Source organism: Sphingomonas sp. (assembly GCF_042095875.1).
In the GTDB taxonomy this organism is placed as follows: domain Bacteria; phylum Pseudomonadota; class Alphaproteobacteria; order Sphingomonadales; family Sphingomonadaceae; genus Sphingomonas.
This window is the reverse complement of record NZ_JBELMJ010000043.1, coordinates 1-19,940: the sequence shown is the minus strand read 5'-3', so window position 1 is coordinate 19,940 and position 19,940 is coordinate 1. Positions and strand designations below refer to the sequence as shown.

General features: G+C 70.3%; 18 protein-coding genes. 4 read left to right on the top strand and 14 right to left on the bottom strand.

All coding sequences use genetic code 11. The annotated features are described in order from the left end of the window. Positions 1–32: 32 nt before the first annotated feature. From ACFDS6_RS13570 to ACFDS6_RS13550, 5 genes are all read right to left on the bottom strand, one after another. A complete protein-coding gene (locus ACFDS6_RS13570; RefSeq protein ID WP_375272642.1) occupies positions 33–506 on the bottom strand; it encodes a hypothetical protein in 474 nt (157 codons plus the stop codon). Positions 507–752: 246 nt separating this feature from the next. After that, positions 753–2,231 (bottom strand): deoxyribodipyrimidine photo-lyase, encoded by a 1,479-nt coding sequence (locus tag ACFDS6_RS13565; protein ID WP_375272641.1) that lies wholly within the window; start codon positions 2,229–2,231, stop codon positions 753–755. Next, positions 2,225–2,719, bottom strand: a complete 495-nt coding sequence (locus tag ACFDS6_RS13560; RefSeq protein ID WP_375272640.1) for a DUF427 domain-containing protein — start codon at positions 2,717–2,719, stop codon at positions 2,225–2,227. Before ACFDS6_RS13560 ends, ACFDS6_RS13565 begins: the two co-directional genes overlap by 7 nt. Next, the gene (locus ACFDS6_RS13555; protein ID WP_375272639.1) at positions 2,716–3,057 is read right to left on the bottom strand and encodes a thiol-disulfide oxidoreductase DCC family protein; all 342 of its coding nucleotides are present in this window, start codon (positions 3,055–3,057) and stop codon (positions 2,716–2,718) included. The genes ACFDS6_RS13560 and ACFDS6_RS13555 overlap by 4 nt, the downstream gene beginning before the upstream one ends. Beyond that, positions 3,054–4,409 carry an FAD-dependent monooxygenase gene (locus ACFDS6_RS13550; protein ID WP_375272638.1) on the bottom strand — a complete coding sequence of 452 codons (1,356 nt, stop codon included), beginning with the start codon at positions 4,407–4,409 and terminating at the stop codon, positions 3,054–3,056. Before ACFDS6_RS13550 ends, ACFDS6_RS13555 begins: the two co-directional genes overlap by 4 nt. A gap of 171 nt (positions 4,410–4,580) precedes the next feature. On the opposite strand from ACFDS6_RS13550, the gene ACFDS6_RS13545 reads away from it, so the two are divergent. Beyond that, positions 4,581–5,999 (top strand): carboxylesterase/lipase family protein, encoded by a 1,419-nt coding sequence (locus ACFDS6_RS13545; RefSeq protein WP_375272637.1) that lies wholly within the window; start codon positions 4,581–4,583, stop codon positions 5,997–5,999. Positions 6,000–6,073: 74 nt separating this feature from the next. Here the strand turns inward: ACFDS6_RS13545 and ACFDS6_RS13540 are convergent, their stop codons facing one another. Beyond that, on the bottom strand, positions 6,074–6,964 hold the full coding sequence (locus ACFDS6_RS13540; RefSeq protein ID WP_375272636.1) for an SDR family oxidoreductase: 891 nt from the start codon (positions 6,962–6,964) through the stop codon (positions 6,074–6,076). Positions 6,965–7,061: 97 nt separating this feature from the next. Between ACFDS6_RS13540 and ACFDS6_RS13535 the strand changes: the two genes are divergently transcribed. Continuing rightward, entirely contained in the window at positions 7,062–7,898 is an 837-nt protein-coding gene (locus ACFDS6_RS13535; RefSeq protein ID WP_375272635.1) for a helix-turn-helix transcriptional regulator, read from the top strand. 175 nt (positions 7,899–8,073) lie between these two features. Here ACFDS6_RS13535 and ACFDS6_RS13530 read toward each other — a convergent pair whose 3' ends face one another. After that, entirely contained in the window at positions 8,074–8,736 is a 663-nt protein-coding gene (locus tag ACFDS6_RS13530; RefSeq protein ID WP_375272634.1) for a hypothetical protein, read from the bottom strand. 107 nt (positions 8,737–8,843) lie between these two features. On the opposite strand from ACFDS6_RS13530, the gene ACFDS6_RS13525 reads away from it, so the two are divergent. Both ACFDS6_RS13525 and ACFDS6_RS13520 read left to right on the top strand, forming a co-directional pair. After that, complete coding sequence (locus ACFDS6_RS13525) at positions 8,844–9,512, top strand: response regulator (RefSeq protein WP_375272633.1); 669 nt, start codon at positions 8,844–8,846, stop codon at positions 9,510–9,512. Beyond that, entirely contained in the window at positions 9,509–10,843 is a 1,335-nt protein-coding gene (locus ACFDS6_RS13520) for an ATP-binding protein (protein WP_375272631.1), read from the top strand. The genes ACFDS6_RS13525 and ACFDS6_RS13520 overlap by 4 nt, the downstream gene beginning before the upstream one ends. A gap of 37 nt (positions 10,844–10,880) precedes the next feature. Here ACFDS6_RS13520 and ACFDS6_RS13515 read toward each other — a convergent pair whose 3' ends face one another. From ACFDS6_RS13515 to ACFDS6_RS13485, 7 genes are all read right to left on the bottom strand, one after another. Then, complete coding sequence (locus ACFDS6_RS13515) at positions 10,881–12,089, bottom strand: hypothetical protein (RefSeq protein ID WP_375272630.1); 1,209 nt, start codon at positions 12,087–12,089, stop codon at positions 10,881–10,883. Positions 12,090–12,111: 22 nt separating this feature from the next. Next, positions 12,112–13,680: a DUF389 domain-containing protein gene (locus tag ACFDS6_RS13510; RefSeq protein WP_375272629.1), complete on the bottom strand. Its 1,569-nt coding sequence runs from the start codon at positions 13,678–13,680 to the stop codon at positions 12,112–12,114. Then, positions 13,681–14,661, bottom strand: coding sequence for a mechanosensitive ion channel family protein (locus ACFDS6_RS13505; protein ID WP_375272653.1), 981 nt, complete (start codon positions 14,659–14,661; stop codon positions 13,681–13,683). Positions 14,662–14,713: 52 nt separating this feature from the next. Continuing rightward, on the bottom strand, positions 14,714–16,519 hold the full coding sequence (locus ACFDS6_RS13500) for an SLC13 family permease (protein ID WP_375272628.1): 1,806 nt from the start codon (positions 16,517–16,519) through the stop codon (positions 14,714–14,716). A 78-nt stretch (positions 16,520–16,597) separates the two neighbouring features. Further along, on the bottom strand, positions 16,598–17,845 hold the full coding sequence (locus ACFDS6_RS13495) for a cation:proton antiporter (RefSeq protein WP_375272627.1): 1,248 nt from the start codon (positions 17,843–17,845) through the stop codon (positions 16,598–16,600). Positions 17,846–17,854: 9 nt separating this feature from the next. Then, the gene (locus tag ACFDS6_RS13490) at positions 17,855–19,261 is read right to left on the bottom strand and encodes a DUF2254 domain-containing protein (protein ID WP_375272626.1); all 1,407 of its coding nucleotides are present in this window, start codon (positions 19,259–19,261) and stop codon (positions 17,855–17,857) included. A 39-nt stretch (positions 19,262–19,300) separates the two neighbouring features. Beyond that, entirely contained in the window at positions 19,301–19,603 is a 303-nt protein-coding gene (locus ACFDS6_RS13485; RefSeq protein WP_375272625.1) for a hypothetical protein, read from the bottom strand. Positions 19,604–19,940: the final 337 nt, after the last annotated feature.

The following is a 19,940-nucleotide window of genomic DNA, read 5'->3' as shown; positions in this document are numbered from 1 at the left end:
GTCTGGCGGGCAGGCACGCGGGCATCGCTCAGTCAGCCGGCGCCCGGTGTCCCCGCATCGTTCGCGCGCTGACCCTCGCGCCCGACGTTGCCGGCTTCCTCGGCGATCGCGGTTCCCGAGGTTTCGACCACGTCGAACGTCCGCTCCCCGGTGCTGATCGTGCGCGTCTCCTCGGCGTGCGGCGCCTGCTCGGGGCCGTCCGGTCCCGGTGCGGTGCCGGCCTTGCCCTGGTCGCTGTAGCTGTCGCTGCCCCGCGTGGTGGCATTCGGCGTGGAGGAGCCATCCATGCCGGCCTGACCGCCGCCGTGATAGCCTTTCCCCGACTGGCCACCGTCGAAGTGCGCGCCGCCGTCGCGGTCGTGGCCCGCGTCCGAGCCGGCGGGATAGTCGCCGCCGCCGCTCTCTCCGGGCGCGGCGCGGCCGCTCGGGTGGTTGACGGCCACGCCGTCCGCTTCGCCCTTGTCCGCCTGGTTGCCGCTCGCCGCCACTGAAGTCCTGTCAGCCATGTCGCTCTCCATCACTCGCATCCACAACGCCGCTGCGCGCGAAAGGAAACGCGAGCGGGAGCCGAACTCCACCGCGCCTCGTTGGGCGTTCGAGAGGAACACGATCATGACCGATCCAGCCGAGCAGCCGAACGAGACGGAACAGGCCGACGAGATGGAGAAGGTGCAAGAGGACGCCGCGCAGGAGCGCGAGGACGAGGGCGGTTACCAGTAACCCTTAGCGGGCCGGCGGTCGGCGCCCTCCCCCTAGATCGTCACTTCACCCGTCAGATAGGGGTCGACCGGGACCGTCGCGGGCACCGACACCGCGGGCACCGGTCGCGACGCGGCACGCGCGAGCCACACGTCGCCCCCGTCCCGGCGCCGGGTGGAACCATCGCCGCGCGTCGCGACGCGCCCGTACACGGACCGCTCGTGATCCGAGGGCGCGCCCGCGAACATGGCGGCGATATTGCCGTAGGTGCTCGGGTCGCGGCCGTCGAGGCTCAGCCGGTCATTCAGGTAGCAGGCGGTCGCCCACGCCGCTTCGGGACTGGGCGTCAGCGCGATCAACCGCTTGCACCAGTACATGCGCAGGTTGTTGTGCATCCATCCCTCGGCCATGAACTGGCGCTGGCACGCGTCCCACGTCTCGTCGCCGGTCTCGCCGCGCAGCAGCTGGCGCAGCGAGGCGAGGTCGGGCCGCGGATCGGCCGCGTGCTCGGCCAGCGTCGCGCGTGCCCACCCCGCGACGCGGTCGTAGCGTTCGGGTGCGTTCAACTGCCGCGCCTGATGGTGGAACCACTCGCGCCAGCCGAGCAGCTCGTCCGCAAACTTCCGCTTGTGCGGCGCCCCCGCCGCGGCGCCGGCGACGCGCGCCATGACCTCACGCGGGCCGATCACGCCGAAGTGCAGGTACGGCGACAGCCCACTCGCCCCGTCCCCGCGCGTCGCGTCGTTGCGGGTGGAAGAATAGCCGGGCAGCACCGCCGACAGCAGCCGCGCCAACCGCTCCTCCGCCGCGCCCCGGCCGGGCGGATGCGCGGCACTGGCGGGTAGACTGTGGTCGATCGCCGATCCGCCGACCAGCGCGTCCAGGTCCATTTCAGCGATCTCGTCGGGCACGAACGGCAGCGGACCGTCGTGGCGCCGCACGTCCGGCGCTTCCTCGACGCTGTCCAGCCAGGCGTCGCGCTCGGGTTCGTGCCGGCGCAGGAAGGCGGATCGTCCGCGGACGTCGGCGCCGATCAGCGCGGGCGGCACGACGCAGGCCGCGTTCACCGCCAGCACCGCGACCGCGGCGCGCGCGGCGACGCGGTTCGCCTGCCAGCGCGCCACGAAGGTCGGCTGGTCCTCCAGCACGATCGCCGCCGCGTCGTGCCCGAGCCGATGCACCAGCCCCTTCTCGCGCCGTTCCACGCGATCGACGTGGCAGGCGAAGGCCAGGCCGCGCGCGCGGCACCCGCTCGCCAGATCGCGGCTCGCGCCCAGGATGAAGTGGTGCAGCCGGTCGGACGCGTGAGGGTAATCCTCGCGCACGCCGTGGTAGACGAGCACGGGACGGCCGAGCGCGTTGCCCAGCCGGACGGCGGCGTCGATCACCGGATTGTCGCGCGCGCGCAGCGCCTGCTGCAGCCAGCACAGCACGTAGCGACCGTTCTGCGCCACCGCGGCCGCGTTCAGGCAACGCACGCGCGGCGCCTCGCGCCACGCGGCGAGGCTCGGCGGCAGCTCCGGCGCTACCATCCGCTGCTGCCGGGCACGCCCTTGAACGGTCCGGCCAGGTCGTCGGTGATCCAGCCGCCGTAGAAGCCGCCCGGCTGCGGGCGCACCTGCTCGCCGTCGACGGTGCAATGGTCGAGCGGCGCGGCGTAGAAGGCGAGATGGTCGCGCAGCATCGTGAAGTCGCGCGACGGATCGAGATAACTCCACGCGATGTCGCGCAGCAGCACGCCGCCCACCTGTAGATGCCAGTAGGTCGCCACGCCCTTCCACTCGCAGAACGAGCGCCGGTCCGACCGTCGCAGCAGGTTCGTGGCGATGTCGGCGGGCGGCAGGTACCAGGTCGGCGGGTGGCTGGTTTCCAGCGTGCGGACGGGCGCGCGCGTGTCGGCGATCACGACCCCGCCATGTTCGACGCGGACGTGGCGCGTGCTCGCCTGCGCGACCGCGGGTCGCGGGTAACGCCACACGCTCTCCTGACCGGGCGCGACGGGATCGGGACGCGGCCTCATGCGACGAGACGCTGCAAATGCGGGCGCACCCGAAGGAAGCGCGCGTAGAGCCTGTCGAGCAGCCCGAGCACGCGCCGGTTCCGCGCCAGCAGGCCGAGCGGGCGCAGCAGCGGGATCGCGCGCCACATCGCCGCGAAGGCTTCCGCCCCCGACAGGATCGGCCCGTCATCCTCGCGCGCGTGCAGCCGCGCCAGCATCTCGCTCCGGTCGAGCGGACAGGACCCGGTCGTCGCGTCGACGAAGTCGATTCGCGCGTGGCGGTCGAGCCGCCGCATCAGCGCGATCTCGCGCGCGCACAGCGGACACGCGCCGTCGTGCCAGACCGTGACCCGGCTCATCGCGCGCGCCCCGCGTCACCCTGCGGCACGGCAGCGGCGCGCACCCGCCGCCCCGCGATAACCGCGGTCGCCGCGCCCGCGAGAACGAGCGCCCCGATCGCGACGGCGCGCCCGTGCCCGGCAGGCGCCGACCCGCTCGCCTCCGGTGACGCCACCCCGCCCGAGTCGGCATCGTAGCGCGAGAGGTCCGGCTCCGCGCCCTCGCCGCCCGAAAGCCTGCCCGCGATCTTGCGCACCGCCGGGCGACTGGCGAACGCCATCGCGGCGTGGAGCGCGCGGATGCCGGCGCGACTGTGCGGGTTCGCCAGCCGCGGCGCGAAGCGCGGCACGCCCTGCGCCTGCTCGACCATCGGGCGCATCGCTTGCTCGTAGCAGGAAAAGGCAGTCGCGAGGTCCGTCCCCCGCGCGATCTCCCCGGCGAGCACGCGCGCGCCAGTCACCGCCAGCGTCGTGCCAACGCCGCCGATCGGCGTCACGCACCACGCCGCATCGCCGCACAGCACGACGCGCCCGTTCGACCAACGCGGCATCCGCACCTGGCGCAGCGTGTCGAAGTAGAAGTCGTCGGTCTCCGCCATGCCCGCCAGCACGCGGTTCGATTGCCAGCCCGCGTCGGCGAACGTCTCGCGCAGCCACGCCTTCTGCCGCTCCACGCTCCATCCCTCCTCGCCGCCCGGCGGTTTCTGCACCGTCAGCATCGCGCGCGTGGTGCCGTGCCGGTCGGGGCGCAGCGACACGCTCCGCCCACCGGGTGCGTGGAACCAGCGCCACAGCCGGTCGTCGTCGGGCGCACGGGGAATGGTGAAGTAGGCGATCGCGAGGTTCATCCAGCGCGGCCAGTTCTCGCCGGGGAACACCAGGTCGCGCGTCGCCGATCCCACGCCCTCCGCCACGATCACCGCGTCGTAGCGTTCTTTCGTGCCGCTCGCGACGGAAACGTCGACCCCGTCCGCCGTCTGCGCCACCGCGGTGACATGGTCGCCGAAGCGGTAGCGCGCCCGCCCGGACGCGGCGTCGTAGAGCAACCGCGCGAGATCGCCGCGCAGGATCTCCATCTCCGCGGTGGGTCCGTCGCCGGTGTGTTCGTCGGTCGGAAAGCACGCTGCGATCCGCCCGTCGGCGTCGACCCAGGCGGTGCCCGTCTCCCCGGTTCCCCGCTCGAGCGCGGCCTGCTCCAGCCCCATCTCGCGCATCACCGCGCGCCCGACGCCGCGCACGTCGACGTTCTGCCCGCCGTCGCGAAAAGCGGGCGCGCGCTCGACCACCGTCACCGCCGCGCCGTCGCGGCCCAGCCACCAGGCGAGCGCGTTGCCGGCGACACTGGCACCGGTGATCAGGACGTTGAGCGGCACGAACGTTTCTCCCTCATCCCCCACAACGCCGCAGCCGGGGAAAGTCGCCCTTCTTTCTCGACGCGTGCCGCGGCGAGCCGCACCGTCATCCGGACCTACGACCATTTTTCAGCCGCGCCGGTACGCGAACGCCGTTAAACCGGCGCCCAGCACAGAGAGAAAGGGCAACGTATGAGAAAGCTCAAGCTGGCGGCATGCGCGATCGCCGCGGCGATGCTGCCGGTGTCGGCGCACGCGCAGGTGGCTACCACCGACACCGGTCGGGTCGCGGGCAGCACCGCCAACGGCGTGGTGAGCTGGAAGGGCATTCCCTTCGCCGCCCCGCCCGTCGGGCCTTTACGCTGGCGCGCGCCGCAACCGGCCGCGCGCTGGACCGGCGTCAAGCAGGCGACCGAGTACGGCCACGATTGCATGCAGCTTCCCTTCCCAAGCGACGCCGCCCCGCTCGGCACCACGCCCGCGGAGGACTGCCTGGTGCTGAACGTGTGGAAGCCCGCGGGCGCGACCAGCAAGTTGCCGGTGCTGGTGTGGATCTACGGTGGCGGCTTCGTCAACGGCGGGTCCTCGCCGCCGACCTACTCGGGCGCGCCGCTCGCCAGCCAAGGCGTGATGGTCGTCAGCTTCAACTACCGGCTCGGCCGGTTCGGCACCTTCGCGCATCCGCGGCTCACCGCCCAAGACCCAGACGACGGGCGGCTCGGCAATTACGGCTACATGGACCAGATCGCGGCGCTGCGCTGGGTGCAGCGCAACATCGCGGCGTTCGGCGGCGATCCGCGCAACGTGACGATCGTGGGCGAGAGCGCGGGCGGCATGTCGGTCAACATCATGGTCACCTCGCCGCTGATGAAGGGCCTGTTCGCGCGCGCGGTGGTGATGTCGGGCGGCAATGGCGAGAACATGGGCACCGGCGGCCTTGCGGGTGCGGAGAAGATCGGCGTCGCCTTCGCCGCCGCGAACGGCATCGCCGCCGACGATCCAAACGCGCTCGCGAAACTGCGCGCGCTACCGGCCGATCAGGTGGTCGACGGGCTCAACCTGGCGTCGATGGCTCCCACCCCGTCGCGCCCGCGCACCTTCTCCAGCCCGTTTCCCGACGGCAAGGTCGCGGTCGACCCCGCCACCGCCTATCGCGCGGGCGCGTTCCCCAAGGTGCCGGTGATGGTCGGCGCGACCGACGCCGACATCGGCGGTCCCACCGGCTACATGGTCGCGGGCGCGCGCCAGCTCGCGCGCACGATCACTGCCGCGGGCGCGCCGGTGTACGAGTATCGCTTCTCCTACGTCGCCGACAGCGTGAACAAGACGGGCGCGGGCCACGCGACCGACATCCCGTATTTCTTCGACACCGCCGACGTGAAGTACGGCGACGCGACCACGCCGCGCGACCGGGGGATGGCGCGCACGATCAGCGCGTACCTGGTCAATTTCGCGAAGACCGGCGACCCGAACGGCCGCGGCCTGCCGCGCTGGCCGCGCTACAGCAGCGGGGCGGACCAGTTGATGGACTTCACCGCCGCGGGCACGGCGGTGCTGAAGAAGGATCCGCTGGGTCCCGCGATCGACGCCGCGCCGCCGCCCCGGCGCTGACCGGCGCGCGGCGCCGGCGCCGGGGCGCGCTCACGCCGCGTAGCCGGCGCGACCGCTATCGATCAGGCAGTCGTCTACGCCGAATAATCCATTGCGGCGAGGTCGGTGAGGAGATCGGGGCCGGTCGGCTCCCATCCAAGCCGCGCGCGGGTCCACGCGTTCGACGCGGTCATGTCGAGCCCGGCAAATGGCGCCATCCAGCCGAAGTAACGCTCGATTTGGTCCGCCGCGACCGAGCGCACCGGCAACCCGGTGCCCTCCCCGATCGCCTCGGCGATCGCGCGCGCGGTGACGCCCTCCTCCACGGAGGCGTTGTACCGCGCGCCCGGCTCGCCCTGTTCGAGCGCCAGCACGTAGAGCTTCGCCACGTCCACGACATGCGCCGCCGCCCAGCGTGTCTGCCCCTCGTCCAGGTACGCCGCCGCGCCGGCGCGGCGCGCCTCGGCGACCAGCGGCGTGATCAGCCCGGCCCTGCTGGTGTCGTGCACCTGCGGCAGCCGAATCGTGCGCACGTCGACCCGGCGCGCGGTGAGCGCCGCGCCGGCAAGCTCGGTCGCGATGCGCGGGTTGGCGTGGCGCGGGTTCAACACGTCCTCGATCGCCGGACCGCCATGCAGCGGCGTACCGATCCCGACGCCCGAGGTGATCAGGATCGGCTTCTGCGTTCCCTCGAGTGCCTCGCCCATGGCGATGATGGCGCTTTCGTCCTTTCTGGTGTTCGCGACGAAGTTCTGGAAATCGTGGTCGAACGCGCAGTGGATCACCGCGTCCGCCGCCGCCGCGCCGCTGGCGAGCGTCTCGGGTCGTTCCAGATCGCCGCGATGCACGTCGACGCCGGCGGCTTCGAGCTGGCGAGCACCCGCGTCGGAGCGCGTCAGACCGGTCACCTGATGACCGTGTTCGAGCAATACGGGAATGATGTGCGATCCGATGAAGCCGGTCGCACCGGTCAGGAACACGCGCATGATGTATCTCCTCCTCGTCTGGAGCGACATTTCGCGCGGCGCTTGAACCTGTTACAGTAGTGACCTTATCCTAGTATAGCTGACAACAGGAACGGTCATGGCCGGTGAAGCGCCCAACCAGCTCGGCACTTATCTACGCGATCGCCGCACCCGGCTCGATCCGGCTGCCTTCGGCTTCGGCGGCGGTCGGCGGCGCACGCCCGGACTGCGCCGGGAGGAAGTCGCGAGCCGCGCCAACATCAGTGCCACCTGGTACACCTGGCTGGAGCAGGGGCGCGGCGGTGCGCCGTCGGCCGACGTGCTCGATCGTATCGCCAAGGGGCTGATGTTGACCGATCCGGAACGCGAGCATCTGTACATGCTGGGATTGGGTCGCCTCCCCGAGGCGCGCTACCAACCGGTCGACGGCATCACGCCCCGGCTCCAGCGCGTGCTCGACGGGATGGTGCTGAGCCCGGCGATCATCAAGACGGCGATGTGGGATGTTGTCGGCTGGAACCGGGCGGCGGCGGTGCTGCTGACCGACTATGCCGAACTGCCGCGCGAGGGGCGCAACATCCTCCGGCTGATGTTCGGCAGCGCCGACGTGCGCAGCCGGAACGAGGATTGGGATAGCATCGCCCGCTTCGTCGTGGGCGCTTTTCGGGCGGACGTGGCACGCGCGGGTGCGACTACCAGCGCGGCGGTCACGACGCTGGTGGCGGAGCTGTGCCGAACGAGTCCGGAGTTCGACGCGCTGTGGCAGGACAACGACGTGGTCGCGTACGGGGAAGGCGTGAAGCGTATCCATCACCCGGATGCGGGGCTGCTCGCGATGGAGTTCTCCTCGTTCGCCGTCGAGGGCAGGCCGGAGCTGGGGATGATCATCTACAATCCCGCCGCCCCTGAAGATGCCGAACGGCTGCGCACGCTGCTGGACGTGCACGGGGACTGATCTTCGGTGCGGACCGAGCTGCTTCTGCGACCCGAGTTCGGCCGTTTGGCGGGATTGGAGAGCGATCACCGGCTCGGCGATGTTCGGACACTGTCTACTGCGACCTGCGATCCGCTCGGTCGACCGAACCAAGCCGCGGCGCTCGCACGCCCACGGCCTGGCTCGAGACGATGCGTCAGCCGTTTGCCCCGACCGGACCTGACGACGGCACTCCATCGCTCGTGGGCGCCTCCTGAGCCCCGAGGGGGCGTGGCGGTATGGGGTGGTTGGGCATCTGTCCAGCGCCGCTCGCTGGCGGGGGTGGTGGCGGCGGCGAAACGGCGCCCGGGCCCGCGGGTGCGCCGGGCGCGGGCGCGCAACCCGGCGGCGGGGGCGGCGGCCCGTCGCGACCGGGGCCGTGCGGCGCGGGCGCGGCCGGCTGGCCCGGCTGAGGACCACGCGGGCCGACCGCCGCGATGTCGCCATTCCGGTCGATCAGGTAGCTCGCGCGGAGCTGCCCGTCGGCGAAGCGGCCTTGCACCATCACGGGTTGTCCCACGCGCACGCGCACGCGCACGCGGCCCGGCGCGTCGCGCCCGGCCGCGACCAGCGCGCGGCCGCTCGCGTCCTGCACGACGAAGCGATTGCCGAACACTTCGGCCACCTGGCCCTTCACCGTGACGACGCCGCTGCTCGACGGCAGCCTGGCGATCGCGGTGCGCGTCGTCGGCGCCATCTCGATCGCGGGGCGGGTCGCCTGCACCGCACCCGCGCCGCCCGCCGCGCCCAGCGCCACCAGCAGCGCCGCGCCCGCCGCAACGGCCGCGCGATTGTTCTTCCACCTACGCTTCTCGATCATCGATCCGTTCCTTGCTTGTCGATGTTCACCGTCTACGCTGCCGCGCTCGACACCCCGTTGAACCCCGCGGTTCAGTTTCGGTTTAGGCGGCGAAGGTAGCTGGTCGCATGCGCATTCTCCTCGTCGAGGACGATACCGATTTGGGTCCCGCGATCGCGCGCGCGCTGCGGGCCGAACAATGTGCGGTGGACCTGTTCTCCAACGGCGTCGACGGCCACCACGCGGGCGCGACCGAGCGCTACGACGTCGCGGTGCTCGACCTCGGCCTGCCCGGGCGGGACGGCGTCTCCATCCTGCGCGACTGGCGCCTGGCTGGCCGCACGTTGCCGGTGCTGGTGCTGACCGCGCGCGAGGCGTGGTCGGACAAGGTGGCCGGGTTCAAGGCAGGGGCCGACGACTATCTGGTGAAGCCGTTCCGCGTCGAAGAGCTGGTGATGCGGCTGCGCGCGCTGGTGCGCCGCGCGGCGGGGCACGCGGCGACGCGGCTGGACTGCGGACCGCTGGCGTTCGAGAGCCAGACCGGCCAGTTCGAGCTCGACGGGCTGCCGCTGCGGCTGACGGCGCCGGAATGGCGGGTCCTGTCAGCGCTGATGCTGCGCAAGGAAGCGGTGATCGAGCGGCTCGACCTGCTCGAGCGCGTCTACGAGGGCGACGCCGACGTCGATTCGAACAGCCTGGAGGTGATCGTCGGGCGGCTGCGCAAGAAGATCGGCGCCACGCTGATCGAGACGGTGCGCGGCCGCGGCTATCGCCTGACCGCGAGCGCGCTCGGGTGAGATTGCTGCCCAACTCGCTCTTTGGCCGGATGTTCGCGCTCTCCCTGATGGCGACATTGGGTGCGCTGGTGGTGGCGGGCTTCGCCATCGGTGGCGTGCTCGAACGCTTCGTCACCGGGAATATCGACGCGCGGCTAGGCGACCGGCTGGTCGCGCTGCGAAGCGCGGTGCAGGCCGACGGCTCGCTCGATCGTGCGCAACTCGCCAGCGTGATGGCGAGGATACCGCCGAACGAGCCGTGGCGGATCGAGACTTCGACCGGTGCCGCTGGCGGCGGTGGCGATCTCGCGCTCGTCGATGCCCCACCGGTTCGCGTGCCGCCACCCGGACCGCGGCAACCCTCGCCTCCCGCCTTCGACCGTGACGATGCGCCGTTCGAAGGGCGGCTACGCGACGGCACGCGCGTACATGGCTTGTCGACCGACGTCGCGACGACTGCCGGTGAGGTGCGCATCGTCGCGGCCGTCCCGCGCGACCTGATCGACCGGCCGGTGCTCGCCGCGATGGCGCCGCTCGCCGTGTCGCTCGCGATCGTCGGACTGCTGCTCGGCGGCGCGGCGACCCTGCAGCTGCGGATCGGGCTGCGGCCGGTCACGGCGCTGCGCCTGGCGGTGGAGGCGATTCGCCACGGCCGCGCCACCCGCGTGCCCGAGGACCTTCCCACCGAGCTTGCCCCGCTCGCGCGCGAACTGAACGCCTTCGCCGCCGACAATGAAGCCGCGCTCTCCGGCGCGCGCGCTGCCGCCGCCAACCTGGCGCACGCGCTCAAAACTCCGGTGGCGACGCTGTCGCTACACCTCGGCGACCACCCGGTCGCGCAGACGCAATTGCGCAGGATCGACGCTACGCTTCGCCATCATCTCGGCCGCGCGCGCGCCGCGACCGCCAACCGGCGCGCCGCGACGGCGATCGCACCCGCGCTGGCGAATCTCGCGCGCGCGATCACCGCGCTGCATCAAGGCCGCGTCCGGATCAGCCTCGACGCGCCCGACGGGCTCGCGGTCGCGGTCGATCCGCAGGACCTGGACGAGCTCGCCGGCAATCTCATCGACAATGCGGCGCGACATGCCGCGTCGATCGTCACGATCGGCGCCGCTGCCGTGAAGCGTCACGTGCAGCTGACGGTCGCCGACGACGGACCAGGGATCGTCGCGGCGGACCGGCACCGCGCGACTGCCCCGGGCATCCGCCTGGACGAACGGCACGACGGCCACGGCTTCGGCCTGGCGATCGCGCGCGAGCTGGCCGAACTATACGGCGGCACGCTCTCGCTCGACGATGCGACCGGCGGCGGACTGCTGGTCACCGCGACGCTGCCGATCGCGCAATAGCGCGGTGCCCGGGACATGCCCCGGGCACCCCGCCCCATCACCCTTCCGCCGGCGCGCCGACGAACACCGCGACCAGGCAGATCAGGCCGATGGCGACGAAGCCAACGCGGTGCGCCATCGATCCCGTCCTGTCCTTGATCGACACCAGCAGCGCCAGCACGCATTGCATGGCGTAGAACAGCGCGAAGGCACGCGACGACAGCGCGACGACCTCGAACGGATCGGTCAGCCACACGATCAGAATGGCCAGCGCGCCGGCCAGGGTGAAGGCGACGGGCACGCTGATCTTGCGCCGCGACACTTCATTCACCAGCCCGCCCGAACCGATCGAGTCGGCCACCGCGGCACTCAGCTGGCTCGATACGGCACCCGCCAGCACGAACAGGCCCAGGGCGGGTGCGATCAGCTCCATGATGTCGAGGATGCCCGCCACCCCCTCGGTCGCAGCCGCGCGCGCGAGGAACGGGGTCAGCAGCGCGATAAAGGCGAGATAGATGATCGACGCGATCCACTGCGCGTGTCGCATCGTCTTGATCCTGACGGCCGCGGAATAATCGTGACCGAGGTAACGCGACGTCTCGAACCCCTGCACGGTGATGATGAGGCCGAGCAGCATCGGGATACTGGCCCAGGAGAGCCGCGCCGGCGGCAAGGGATCGGACGTACCGCCCGTCGCCCAGGCGATCGCGAGCGCGACGAGCATGCCGGCGATGATCCCGATTTTGATCGACACGGTTCCGTGCGCGAGATGCTCGACTTTGCGCAAATTGCCGCCGAGCGCCAGCAGCGTCATCAGGACGATGATGGCCGTCACGATGCCGTTCGCCGCGACCGATTGCCACGCCGGGTCGATCGCCACCGGCTTGAGCGTGAATTCGGCCAGGAGCTTCAGGTAGTAAGCGACCGACACCGCGTAGGCGAGCGCGAGAACGCCCTGCGTCACGCGCGCGGTCCAGGCGATCGGGTCGTTGAACGACGCCCGCGCCAGGTGGTTCTCGACGTGGGTGATGTTGAAGCGGATCACCCAGCCAGCCGCGTAGGCGATGGCGAGCAGCAGCGCCATCGCGAGGATCGCGGCACTGCCGAACTCGCGCGCGAGCAGCGGGCCGCAGATGAGGAAGCCCGACCCGATGATCGACGCCAGCGGGGTCACGGTTGCCCGCCACGCGTCGCGGCGCGCGAACGGGCTGAACGTCAGCGCGAGCGTGACGACGAGCGCGATACCGAGCGCGATGGCGACGATCATGCGGGAACCTGGGGAAATGATGTCATGCTGGCGTATCCACTACGGGCGTGAGGGGGAAGCGCTGCCCGGCGGGTGGCAGCGGTGACGGACGAATACCGGCCGCGCGCAGAGCAGACGCGATCGCGATGGCACGGCGCTGATACAGGTTCGGGCGCGCCGGGGCATCTCCGACCGGTAGACCAGGCACGCCGAGCGCCGTCATGTTCCAGCGCTTGGCCGCCCAGATCGAGGTGGCGACGGCCGCGGCGGCACTCTGGTCCAGCACGTCGCTGTTGTCGGCGAAGGCGATGACGGGCAGTGCCGATTGCGGCGGGACGACCGATACGGTCCAGCCTTCCGCCTGCGCCTCGGCGCGGCGTTCCAGCGTGTGATAGGTGTCGAGATTGGCGCCGGGCAGCGCGGAGGCGGACGCGATCACGCGGTGATGATCGCGGTCGATCGTCACCTCCTCTGCCGACACGCCGGTGATCAGACCGACCAGCCGGGCCAGTTCCGCGCCGCGCTGCGCCTCCAGTTTCGCGAAATCGCTCGCTTGCCGCAATTCCTCGCGCTGCGCGTCGATCGCGCCGGCGCCGGGTTCGAGCAGGATCTGGTCGATGTCGAGCCGGACGGGCCGACCCAGCCGCTCGGCCAGTGCTGTCTGGAGCGCGGGCGTCTTCTGCATCGCGCCGCGCGGAGCGATGACGACCGCGCGCACGATCAACGGATCGTCCGCGAAGTCGAGATCGAGCTGCGTGACGCGCGCTTCCTCGCCGAACTTCTCGGTCAGCAGCGTGCGCGCCTGCGACACGGCGACCGCCTCGCGCCCGATGCGGTTGAGCGAGATGCCGAGCGGGATCGCCATCACGACGAACACCATGGTCAGCAGCACGGTCTGCGTCCAGCTCTGCCGGCGGGAAAGGTGATGGCCGAAGCCGTAGAAGCGCGCCATCGCGGTGGCGGACAGCGAGATGGTGATGAAGTTGGTGACGAACAGGGCGAACGCCCCTGCCCCGACCGGCACGTTGCGCGTCGCCACACCGTAGCCGACGACCGCGAGCGGCGGCATCAGCGCGGTGGCGATCGCGACGCCCACGATCGTCTCCCCGCGGCCGCGGATGATCGCGAAGCTGCCGGCGAGCGCGGCGAACAGCGCGACCGCCAGGTCGAACAGGTTCGGCCTAGTGCGCGCCACGATCTCCGCGGTCGGCGCCTGCAACGGCGAGATGAGCACGATCAGCGCGGTGAACGCGACCGCGGCCCCGGCGCCGATCGCCAGCGCTTTCAGCGACCGGCGCAACTCGGCGAAGTCGAACAAGGCGAGGCTGAAGCCGAAGCCCAGGATCGGGCTCATCAGCGGCGAGATCAGCATGGCGCCGATCACCACCGCCGGCGACGACAGCAGCAGCCCGAGCACCGCGATCCCGGCCGACATCATCGTCATGAAGGCGAAGCGCGGCGACCAGCCGCTTTCTTCGACGATTCGGTTGACCACTGCCTCGTGATCGACGCGACCGACGATCGCGCGGCGCCACCATCGGTAGAGCGCCAGTCGTGCCAACCCGCGGCCGGGATCGCTCCGCGCGGCCGCTACGTCGCCGACGCTGTCCACCTAGGCGTCGTCCATCGACCGGTCGTTACCCTTCGCCGGCGCGTCGCGTCTGGGACGCGGCGGGTTGCCGCCGGCCGGCCACCCCTCGCGCTGGCGCGTCCGGTCACCGTCGGTTTCTTCCGTCTGGTCGTGGAACAGGATCTGCTGCGTCGGGAACGGCAGGTCGATGCCGTTGTCGGCCGCCGCCTGCCAGATCGCGAGAATGACGCGCGCGCGCAGGTGAACGATGTTGGTGCGCGTCGACTCCGACCACCAGCGCGCGCGCAGCGTGACCGAGCTCGCGTCCAGGCCCCAGGGCAGCACCTCGGGTGCGGGATCGGCCTCGACGCCGTCGACCGCGGCGATCGCCTCGGCGAAGACGCGCATCGCGCGGTCGGGCTTGTCGCCGTAGCCGATGCCGATGTCGAACTGGTCGCGCCGCGTGTCGAACGCCGTGTTGACGACGACCGGCGAGGTATAGACGTCGGAATTGGGGATGATGACGCGCCGGCCATCGTAGGTCTTGATCAGGGTCGCCCGGCTCTGGATGTGCTCAACGGTGCCTTCGAAATCCTTCACCACGATCTGATCGCCGCGGCGGTACGGGCGGTTGATCAGCAGCAGGATGCCCGCCAGCAGGTTCTGCAGAATGTCCTTGAACGCGAAACCGATCGCGACCGATCCGATGCCCAGGCTGGAGATGATCGTGGACGGCTTCACGCTCGGGAAGATGATCACCGACGCGATCATCACCGCCGCCGCGACCACCAGCCCGAACGTCAGCGACGACAGCACGCCGCCGAGGTCGATCAGCCCCTTGTGATGGAAGGCGCGCCGCACCCCCTTGGCGATCAGCTTGCCGGCGAACCAGGCGACGAGAACGAAGACGACGCCGCCGACGATGTTGGGCAATTGCAGGAAGAAGTCGTTGGAGGCGGCGTGAAGCTTGCCCACGATCAGGTCGAGCGGATTTCGTGCCGGCGGAAGCGTCGCGGGTTGCATGGGCAACGAACGGGTCGTCACACGCCTTGTTCCGCCAGCGATACGGTCGCGGTCACCCGAACAGCCAGCTGATCGCCGCGCAGGTCGTCGCACCGACAATCATGTTCATCGGCAGGCCGATCTTCACGAAGTCGGAGAAGCGGTAATCGGCCGCGGCATAGACCATGGTGTTGGTCTGATAGCCGATCGGCGTCGCGAAGCTGGCGGAGGCGGCGAACATCACGGTGACGATCAGCGCGCGGGGATCGTTGCCGGTCGCCTGTGCCAGGCCGATCGCGACCGGCGTCATGATCACGGCGACCGCGTTGTTGGTGACCGTTTCCGTGAGCAGCGACGTGAGGAAATAGAGCACCAGGATCAGCATGAGCGGCGACAAGCCGCCGAGCCACGGCGCGATCGCGTCGACGACCAGGCGAACGGTGCCGATCGCCTCCAGCCCGCTGCCGATGCCCAGCATCGCGAAGATGAGAACGAGGACGCTGCCGTCGATCGACCGCCACGCCTCCTCGGGATCGATGCAGCCGGTGACGAGCACGATCGCGACGCCGATGAGCGCGAGCAGCACGACGGGCATGACCCCGAACGTTGCCAAGGCGATCACGCCGGCGAGCGTCGCGACCGCGATCGGCGCGCGGCGGCGGCGGAAGCGGCGGACGTGGCTGGTATCCTCGGCGATCAGGTGCGTGTTCTCGTGCAGCGCGGCGATCGCGGTCGCGTCCGCCGCGACGAGCAGGCTGTCGGCGGCGCGCAGGCGCACGCTGCCCAGATCGGGGCCGGGCAGATGGCGGGCACGCCCGATCCCGAGCACGCGGGCCGGCAGGTTGGAGAGGAACGGAATGTCGCGCAGCTCGCGCCCGAGCGCCGGGTGCGACGGCGCGATCGTCAGGCCGATCAGGCGCACGTCGTCGGCGCGCTCGTCTTCCGCCAGCCGGATGGCGCGCCCGACGTTCTGCAGCCCGACCACCACGCCCTGGCTGCGCGCGAGGCCGTCCAGCTCGTCCGCGGAGCTCGCCAGCACCAGTCGGTCGTCGCGCGTGAGGCGCGTGTCGGGCGGCGGATCGCGCAGCAGTTCGGCACCGCGCCTGATCGCCACCAACTGCACCGCGTCGCGCTTCAGGAACGCCAGATCGGCGATCGACCGGTCGTCGTCACCCTCGTCGTCGGACAGCGTCAGTTCCGTCAGATAGCGTAGCTGGTGGCGATCCGCGATGTCGTTGTCGGGACGGGAGGGGAGCAGCTTGGGGCCGAGCACCAGCATGGTGACGACGCCCGCGCCCATGGCGACGAGCCCCACGCTGGTGATCTCGAAGATACCGAACGCGGCTTGCCCGTTGGCGCGCGCCACCCCGTCCACCAAGAGGTTGGTCGAGGTGCCGATCAGCGTCAGCGTGCCGCCGAGGATCGACAGGTAGGACAGCGGGATCAGCAACCGGGTCGCCGGGATGCCGACGGTCTTCGCCAACCGGCGCACCAGCGGGATCAGCACGATGACGACGGGGGTGTTGTTGATGAAGGCGGGCGCGGTCGCGGCACCCGCGAGCATCTCCGCCACGGTTCTGCGCGGCGCATCGGCCGCGCGGCGCACGACGACGCTGGCGAGCGCCTCGATCGTGCCGGTGCGGACCAGCGCGCCTGACAGCACGAAGAACGCGGCGATGGTGATCGGCGCCGAATTGGCGAAGGCGGCGGTGACCAGCGGCGGGGTCAGCCACCCGAACACCATCATCGCCGCCGCTCCGACGATCGCGACGGTGACCGGGGGCAGGCGCTCGCTGGCGAAGGCGGCGAACAGCAGCACGATGAAGAACAGCCCGAGAACCGGCTGGTACGCGTGAACGGCCGTGATCAGGCTATGCAACAGCTCGCTCCACCGGGTGCGCTGAGTGCGGAATGGCGCGCTACCCCGTCGGGCAGTGACACGGCGGCGCGCTCGGGATCAATCCCGCGCGGCCGCCCGGCGCAGCAGCCGCTCGATCGTGCCACCTTGTACGATCACGGAGAAGAGCACCACGACGTAGGTCGCCGCGAGCGCGATCGAGCGCGCCGGCCCGTCCGGCAGGCCGAGCGCGAGCGCGACCGAGATACCGCCGCGCAGCCCGCCCCAGATCAACGTGATCGGCGCGAGCCGTCCGAGCGACAGGATCGGCCGGAGCAGGGTGAGCGGCGCCGCGACCGCCACGACGCGCGCGAGCAGCACCAACGGAACCGCCGCGACGCCCAGGGTGACGAGGCGCGGATCCCACGGGATCGCCACCACCTCCAGGCCGATGATCAGGAACAGCACCGCGTTTAGGATCTCGTCGATCAGCGACCAGAATTTGAGCAGGTAATCGCGCGTCACGTCGCTCATTGCGTCGGCCACGCCCTTGTTGCCGATCAGCAGGCCGGCGACCGCCATCGCGACGGGGCCGCTGAGGTGGAGCTGCGACGCCAGCGCGTAGCCGCCCATCACCACTGCCAGGCTGATCATCACCTCGACGTTGTACTCATCAATCGACCGCATCCCCCGAAATCCAACCCACCCGACCAGCAGACCCAGGAGCACGCCGCCGCCCGCTTCCTGCAGGAACAACGCGCCCGCGTGGCCGACCGACAACGGTTCGGTGCCGAGCGCCGCCTCCAGCAGGATCGCGAACACGACGACGCCGACGCCGTCGTTAAACAGGCTCTCTCCCGCGACGGTCGCCTTCAGCGTCGGGGTCACGTCGGTGCGGCCGAGCACGCCCATGACCGCGACCGGATCGGTCGGACTGATCAGCGCGCCGAATACCAGGCACCAGATCAGCGGGATCGTCAGTTCTAGCGACCCGGCGATCAGGTGGAAGCCAACGCCGATCACCGCGGTCGACAACAAGACACCGCCGGTGCTCAGACCGATGATTGGCCAGCGCCCGCGCCGCATGTCGTCCCATTTGACGTGCAGCGCGCCCGCGAACAGCAGGAACGACAGCATGCCGTCCATCAGCGTCGTATGGAAATCGATGCCGTCGATGAAGTCGACCACCTGTTCGCCGACCGCGCTGCCCGGCAGCAGATGATCGAGGCCGATGACGAGCAGCGACGCGACCGCGCCCATCACGGTCAGCCCGATCGATGATGGCAGCTTCAGGACACGATGGTTCAGGTAGCCGAGCGTGGCGGCGAGGACGATCAGGATCGCGGCGGCATCGAACGGGGTCAGCATGTCGAGCGGTCAGGCCGTCCCGGCGAGCCAGGCGGTGCCGTCACGCAGGCGTCGCTTGTAATCCGGCGCGGCGAGCGCGCGGCGCAGTTCCGCCGCCCGGTCGCGAATACGCTGCAGGTTGAAGCCGCTCAATCCCTCGCTCGCCAGCTGCTCCAGCTTGTCGGCGTACGTCTCGACCGTCGCGAGCCGCTCGGGCTGGTCGCACTCCAGCGACACCTCCCCCAGCGCGTTCAGGTAACGCAGGCCCGCGATCATGTCGGTCGCGCAATATTGCGCTAGTGCGCCGAAGGATCGATCCATGAACGAGGCGAACGTCTCGGGATGCGCGATCACGCGCAGCGCGCCGTCGTCGTCCACCCGCAGGTGAGACGGCAAGGAACGCGTGGCGAGATCGGACAGCGCGGCGCCGAGCCAGTCGAGGCAGGTTACCGCGGTGAACGGGTCGTTTACCCCCGGCGATAATGCGCGCGCCGCGATCTCGACCAGCTCGTCGATTAGGAAGCGGATGTCCTGCAGCGCCGATCGCCGCGACCCGACAGTGAACACTCCGCGCAGGTCGCTCGCGCACTCGTCGTCGCACCGGCTGGGCGGCGCCGCCTCCAGCAGCGCGCGGCCAACGTGGACGAAATCGCCGGACTGATACTGCAGCCGCAGCACGAGGCCGTGCTCGCGCGCGAGCCGCATCACCGCCTCGTCGTCGATGAACTGAATGTAGCCGGTTTCCTTGGCCTTCACCTCGCGGCGGTCGTGCCCCGCCGCTATGTCGGAGCCCTCGCGAAACGTCTCGGGTACGTCGGACCTGGTGTCGCCCTGGTCGTCCGGCGCCTCGCCGACGAAGTGCGGGAAACGGTCACCGACGCTTCGCAGCAATCGGTCGCCGACGTCCTCGATGACGCTGTTGATGTGAATCTTCGAGGGCACGTGATGGATGAAGTAGATGAGCACGCCGATCGAGCACAGCGCCAGCAGCACGCCGACCAGCAAGGCCAGGTTCGGCACGAAGCCGTAGCCACCCGATTCCTCGGCGGAATGGATCGTCCGCAGCACCAGCAGGCAGTACAGGAACGTGGCGATGAAGGTGCCGAGCGTCACCTGATTGCCACGATCGCGCATGAAGTTGGTCAGCAGGCGCGGTCCGTACTGCCCGGACGCGTACACCACGGCAGCGATGGTGACCGAGAAGACGGTACCAGCGACGGTGATCATCGACCCGCCGACCGACGACAGCACCTGGCGCGCACCATCGGGACGCGAGGCGTAGAGCCAGACGTAGCCGTCCATCCACGACGAGCCGACGAAGCTATCGAGCGAGACCATGCTGCCGGCGAGCACCACGGCCGCCAGCGCCATGATCGACGGCACGAACCAGTAACTCGATCCGAGGTAATCGGTGAGACGACGAAGGGCGCCCTTCATGCGCGCGGGCTCAGGTCCGACGGACGACGGTCGCGTGAATCAGCGAACAGCCGCGGCCTGGTTGGCAACGATCGCGTCGCGCCGCTCCTGGCTCATTGCAGCGACGTTCATGTCGGCCGCCTCGATCGCGTCCGCGCGCGCTTCGCCGATGTCCCGCGTCCGATCCGCCCGACCGTCGAGCATCGCGGCCTGGTTGCGCAGCGCCGCCGCATTGGCCTCCATCGCCTCGGCGCGGTTGTCCGCGGCGTCTTCGACCCGGTCGGCGAGCTTGTCGGACGGGCTGCTGTTGCAAGCCCCCAGCGCCAGAACCCCTGCGAGTGCGATGGAAGCGGTCACTTTCATTCGACATCCTCCTGAACCTTGCGCCAGGATGACTCCCGATCGCAACCGAACCTCTAGGATCATATTTGTTACAACGGCGCAATGACCAGAACGGTTCCGCCGAGCGCCGCTTTGCGGGTAGCGACCAGAAGGGAACCAGCTGCCGACTCTCACCCCGACTTCTTCCGCGAGTGTCGCAAGCGAGAATGATGCGAGGTAAGCTGCTGAGGCTCGGTCAGAATGCCACGCGCCCAGGCCCGCCTCGAGCCACGCGCGTGCAACGTTGCTGTTGGCCTCGGAGGCTGGCTGGGGCGGCAGGATTCGAACCTACGAATGCCGGTACCAAAAACCGGTGCCT

Excerpts from the sequence above, each read along its gene's own strand:
- ACFDS6_RS13565 (WP_375272641.1), bottom strand. The coding sequence starts at position 2,231 with ATGGTAGCGCCGGAGCTGCCGCCGAGCCTCGCCGCGTGGCGCGAGGCG.
- ACFDS6_RS13545 (WP_375272637.1), top strand. The coding sequence starts at position 4,581 with ATGAGAAAGCTCAAGCTGGCGGCATGCGCGATCGCCGCGGCGATGCTG.
- ACFDS6_RS13525 (WP_375272633.1), top strand. The coding sequence starts at position 8,844 with ATGCGCATTCTCCTCGTCGAGGACGATACCGATTTGGGTCCCGCGATC.
- ACFDS6_RS13555 (WP_375272639.1), bottom strand. The coding sequence starts at position 3,057 with ATGAGCCGGGTCACGGTCTGGCACGACGGCGCGTGTCCGCTGTGCGCG.
- ACFDS6_RS13540 (WP_375272636.1), bottom strand. The coding sequence starts at position 6,964 with ATGCGCGTGTTCCTGACCGGTGCGACCGGCTTCATCGGATCGCACATC.
- ACFDS6_RS13570 (WP_375272642.1), bottom strand. The coding sequence starts at position 506 with ATGGCTGACAGGACTTCAGTGGCGGCGAGCGGCAACCAGGCGGACAAG.
- ACFDS6_RS13535 (WP_375272635.1), top strand. The coding sequence starts at position 7,062 with ATGGCCGGTGAAGCGCCCAACCAGCTCGGCACTTATCTACGCGATCGC.
- ACFDS6_RS13505 (WP_375272653.1), bottom strand. The coding sequence starts at position 14,661 with ATGCAACCCGCGACGCTTCCGCCGGCACGAAATCCGCTCGACCTGATC.
- ACFDS6_RS13495 (WP_375272627.1), bottom strand. The coding sequence starts at position 17,845 with ATGCTGACCCCGTTCGATGCCGCCGCGATCCTGATCGTCCTCGCCGCC.
- ACFDS6_RS13515 (WP_375272630.1), bottom strand. The coding sequence starts at position 12,089 with ATGATCGTCGCCATCGCGCTCGGTATCGCGCTCGTCGTCACGCTCGCG.
- ACFDS6_RS13530 (WP_375272634.1), bottom strand. The coding sequence starts at position 8,736 with ATGATCGAGAAGCGTAGGTGGAAGAACAATCGCGCGGCCGTTGCGGCG.
- ACFDS6_RS13485 (WP_375272625.1), bottom strand. The coding sequence starts at position 19,603 with ATGAAAGTGACCGCTTCCATCGCACTCGCAGGGGTTCTGGCGCTGGGG.
- ACFDS6_RS13560 (WP_375272640.1), bottom strand. The coding sequence starts at position 2,719 with ATGAGGCCGCGTCCCGATCCCGTCGCGCCCGGTCAGGAGAGCGTGTGG.
- ACFDS6_RS13490 (WP_375272626.1), bottom strand. The coding sequence starts at position 19,261 with ATGAAGGGCGCCCTTCGTCGTCTCACCGATTACCTCGGATCGAGTTAC.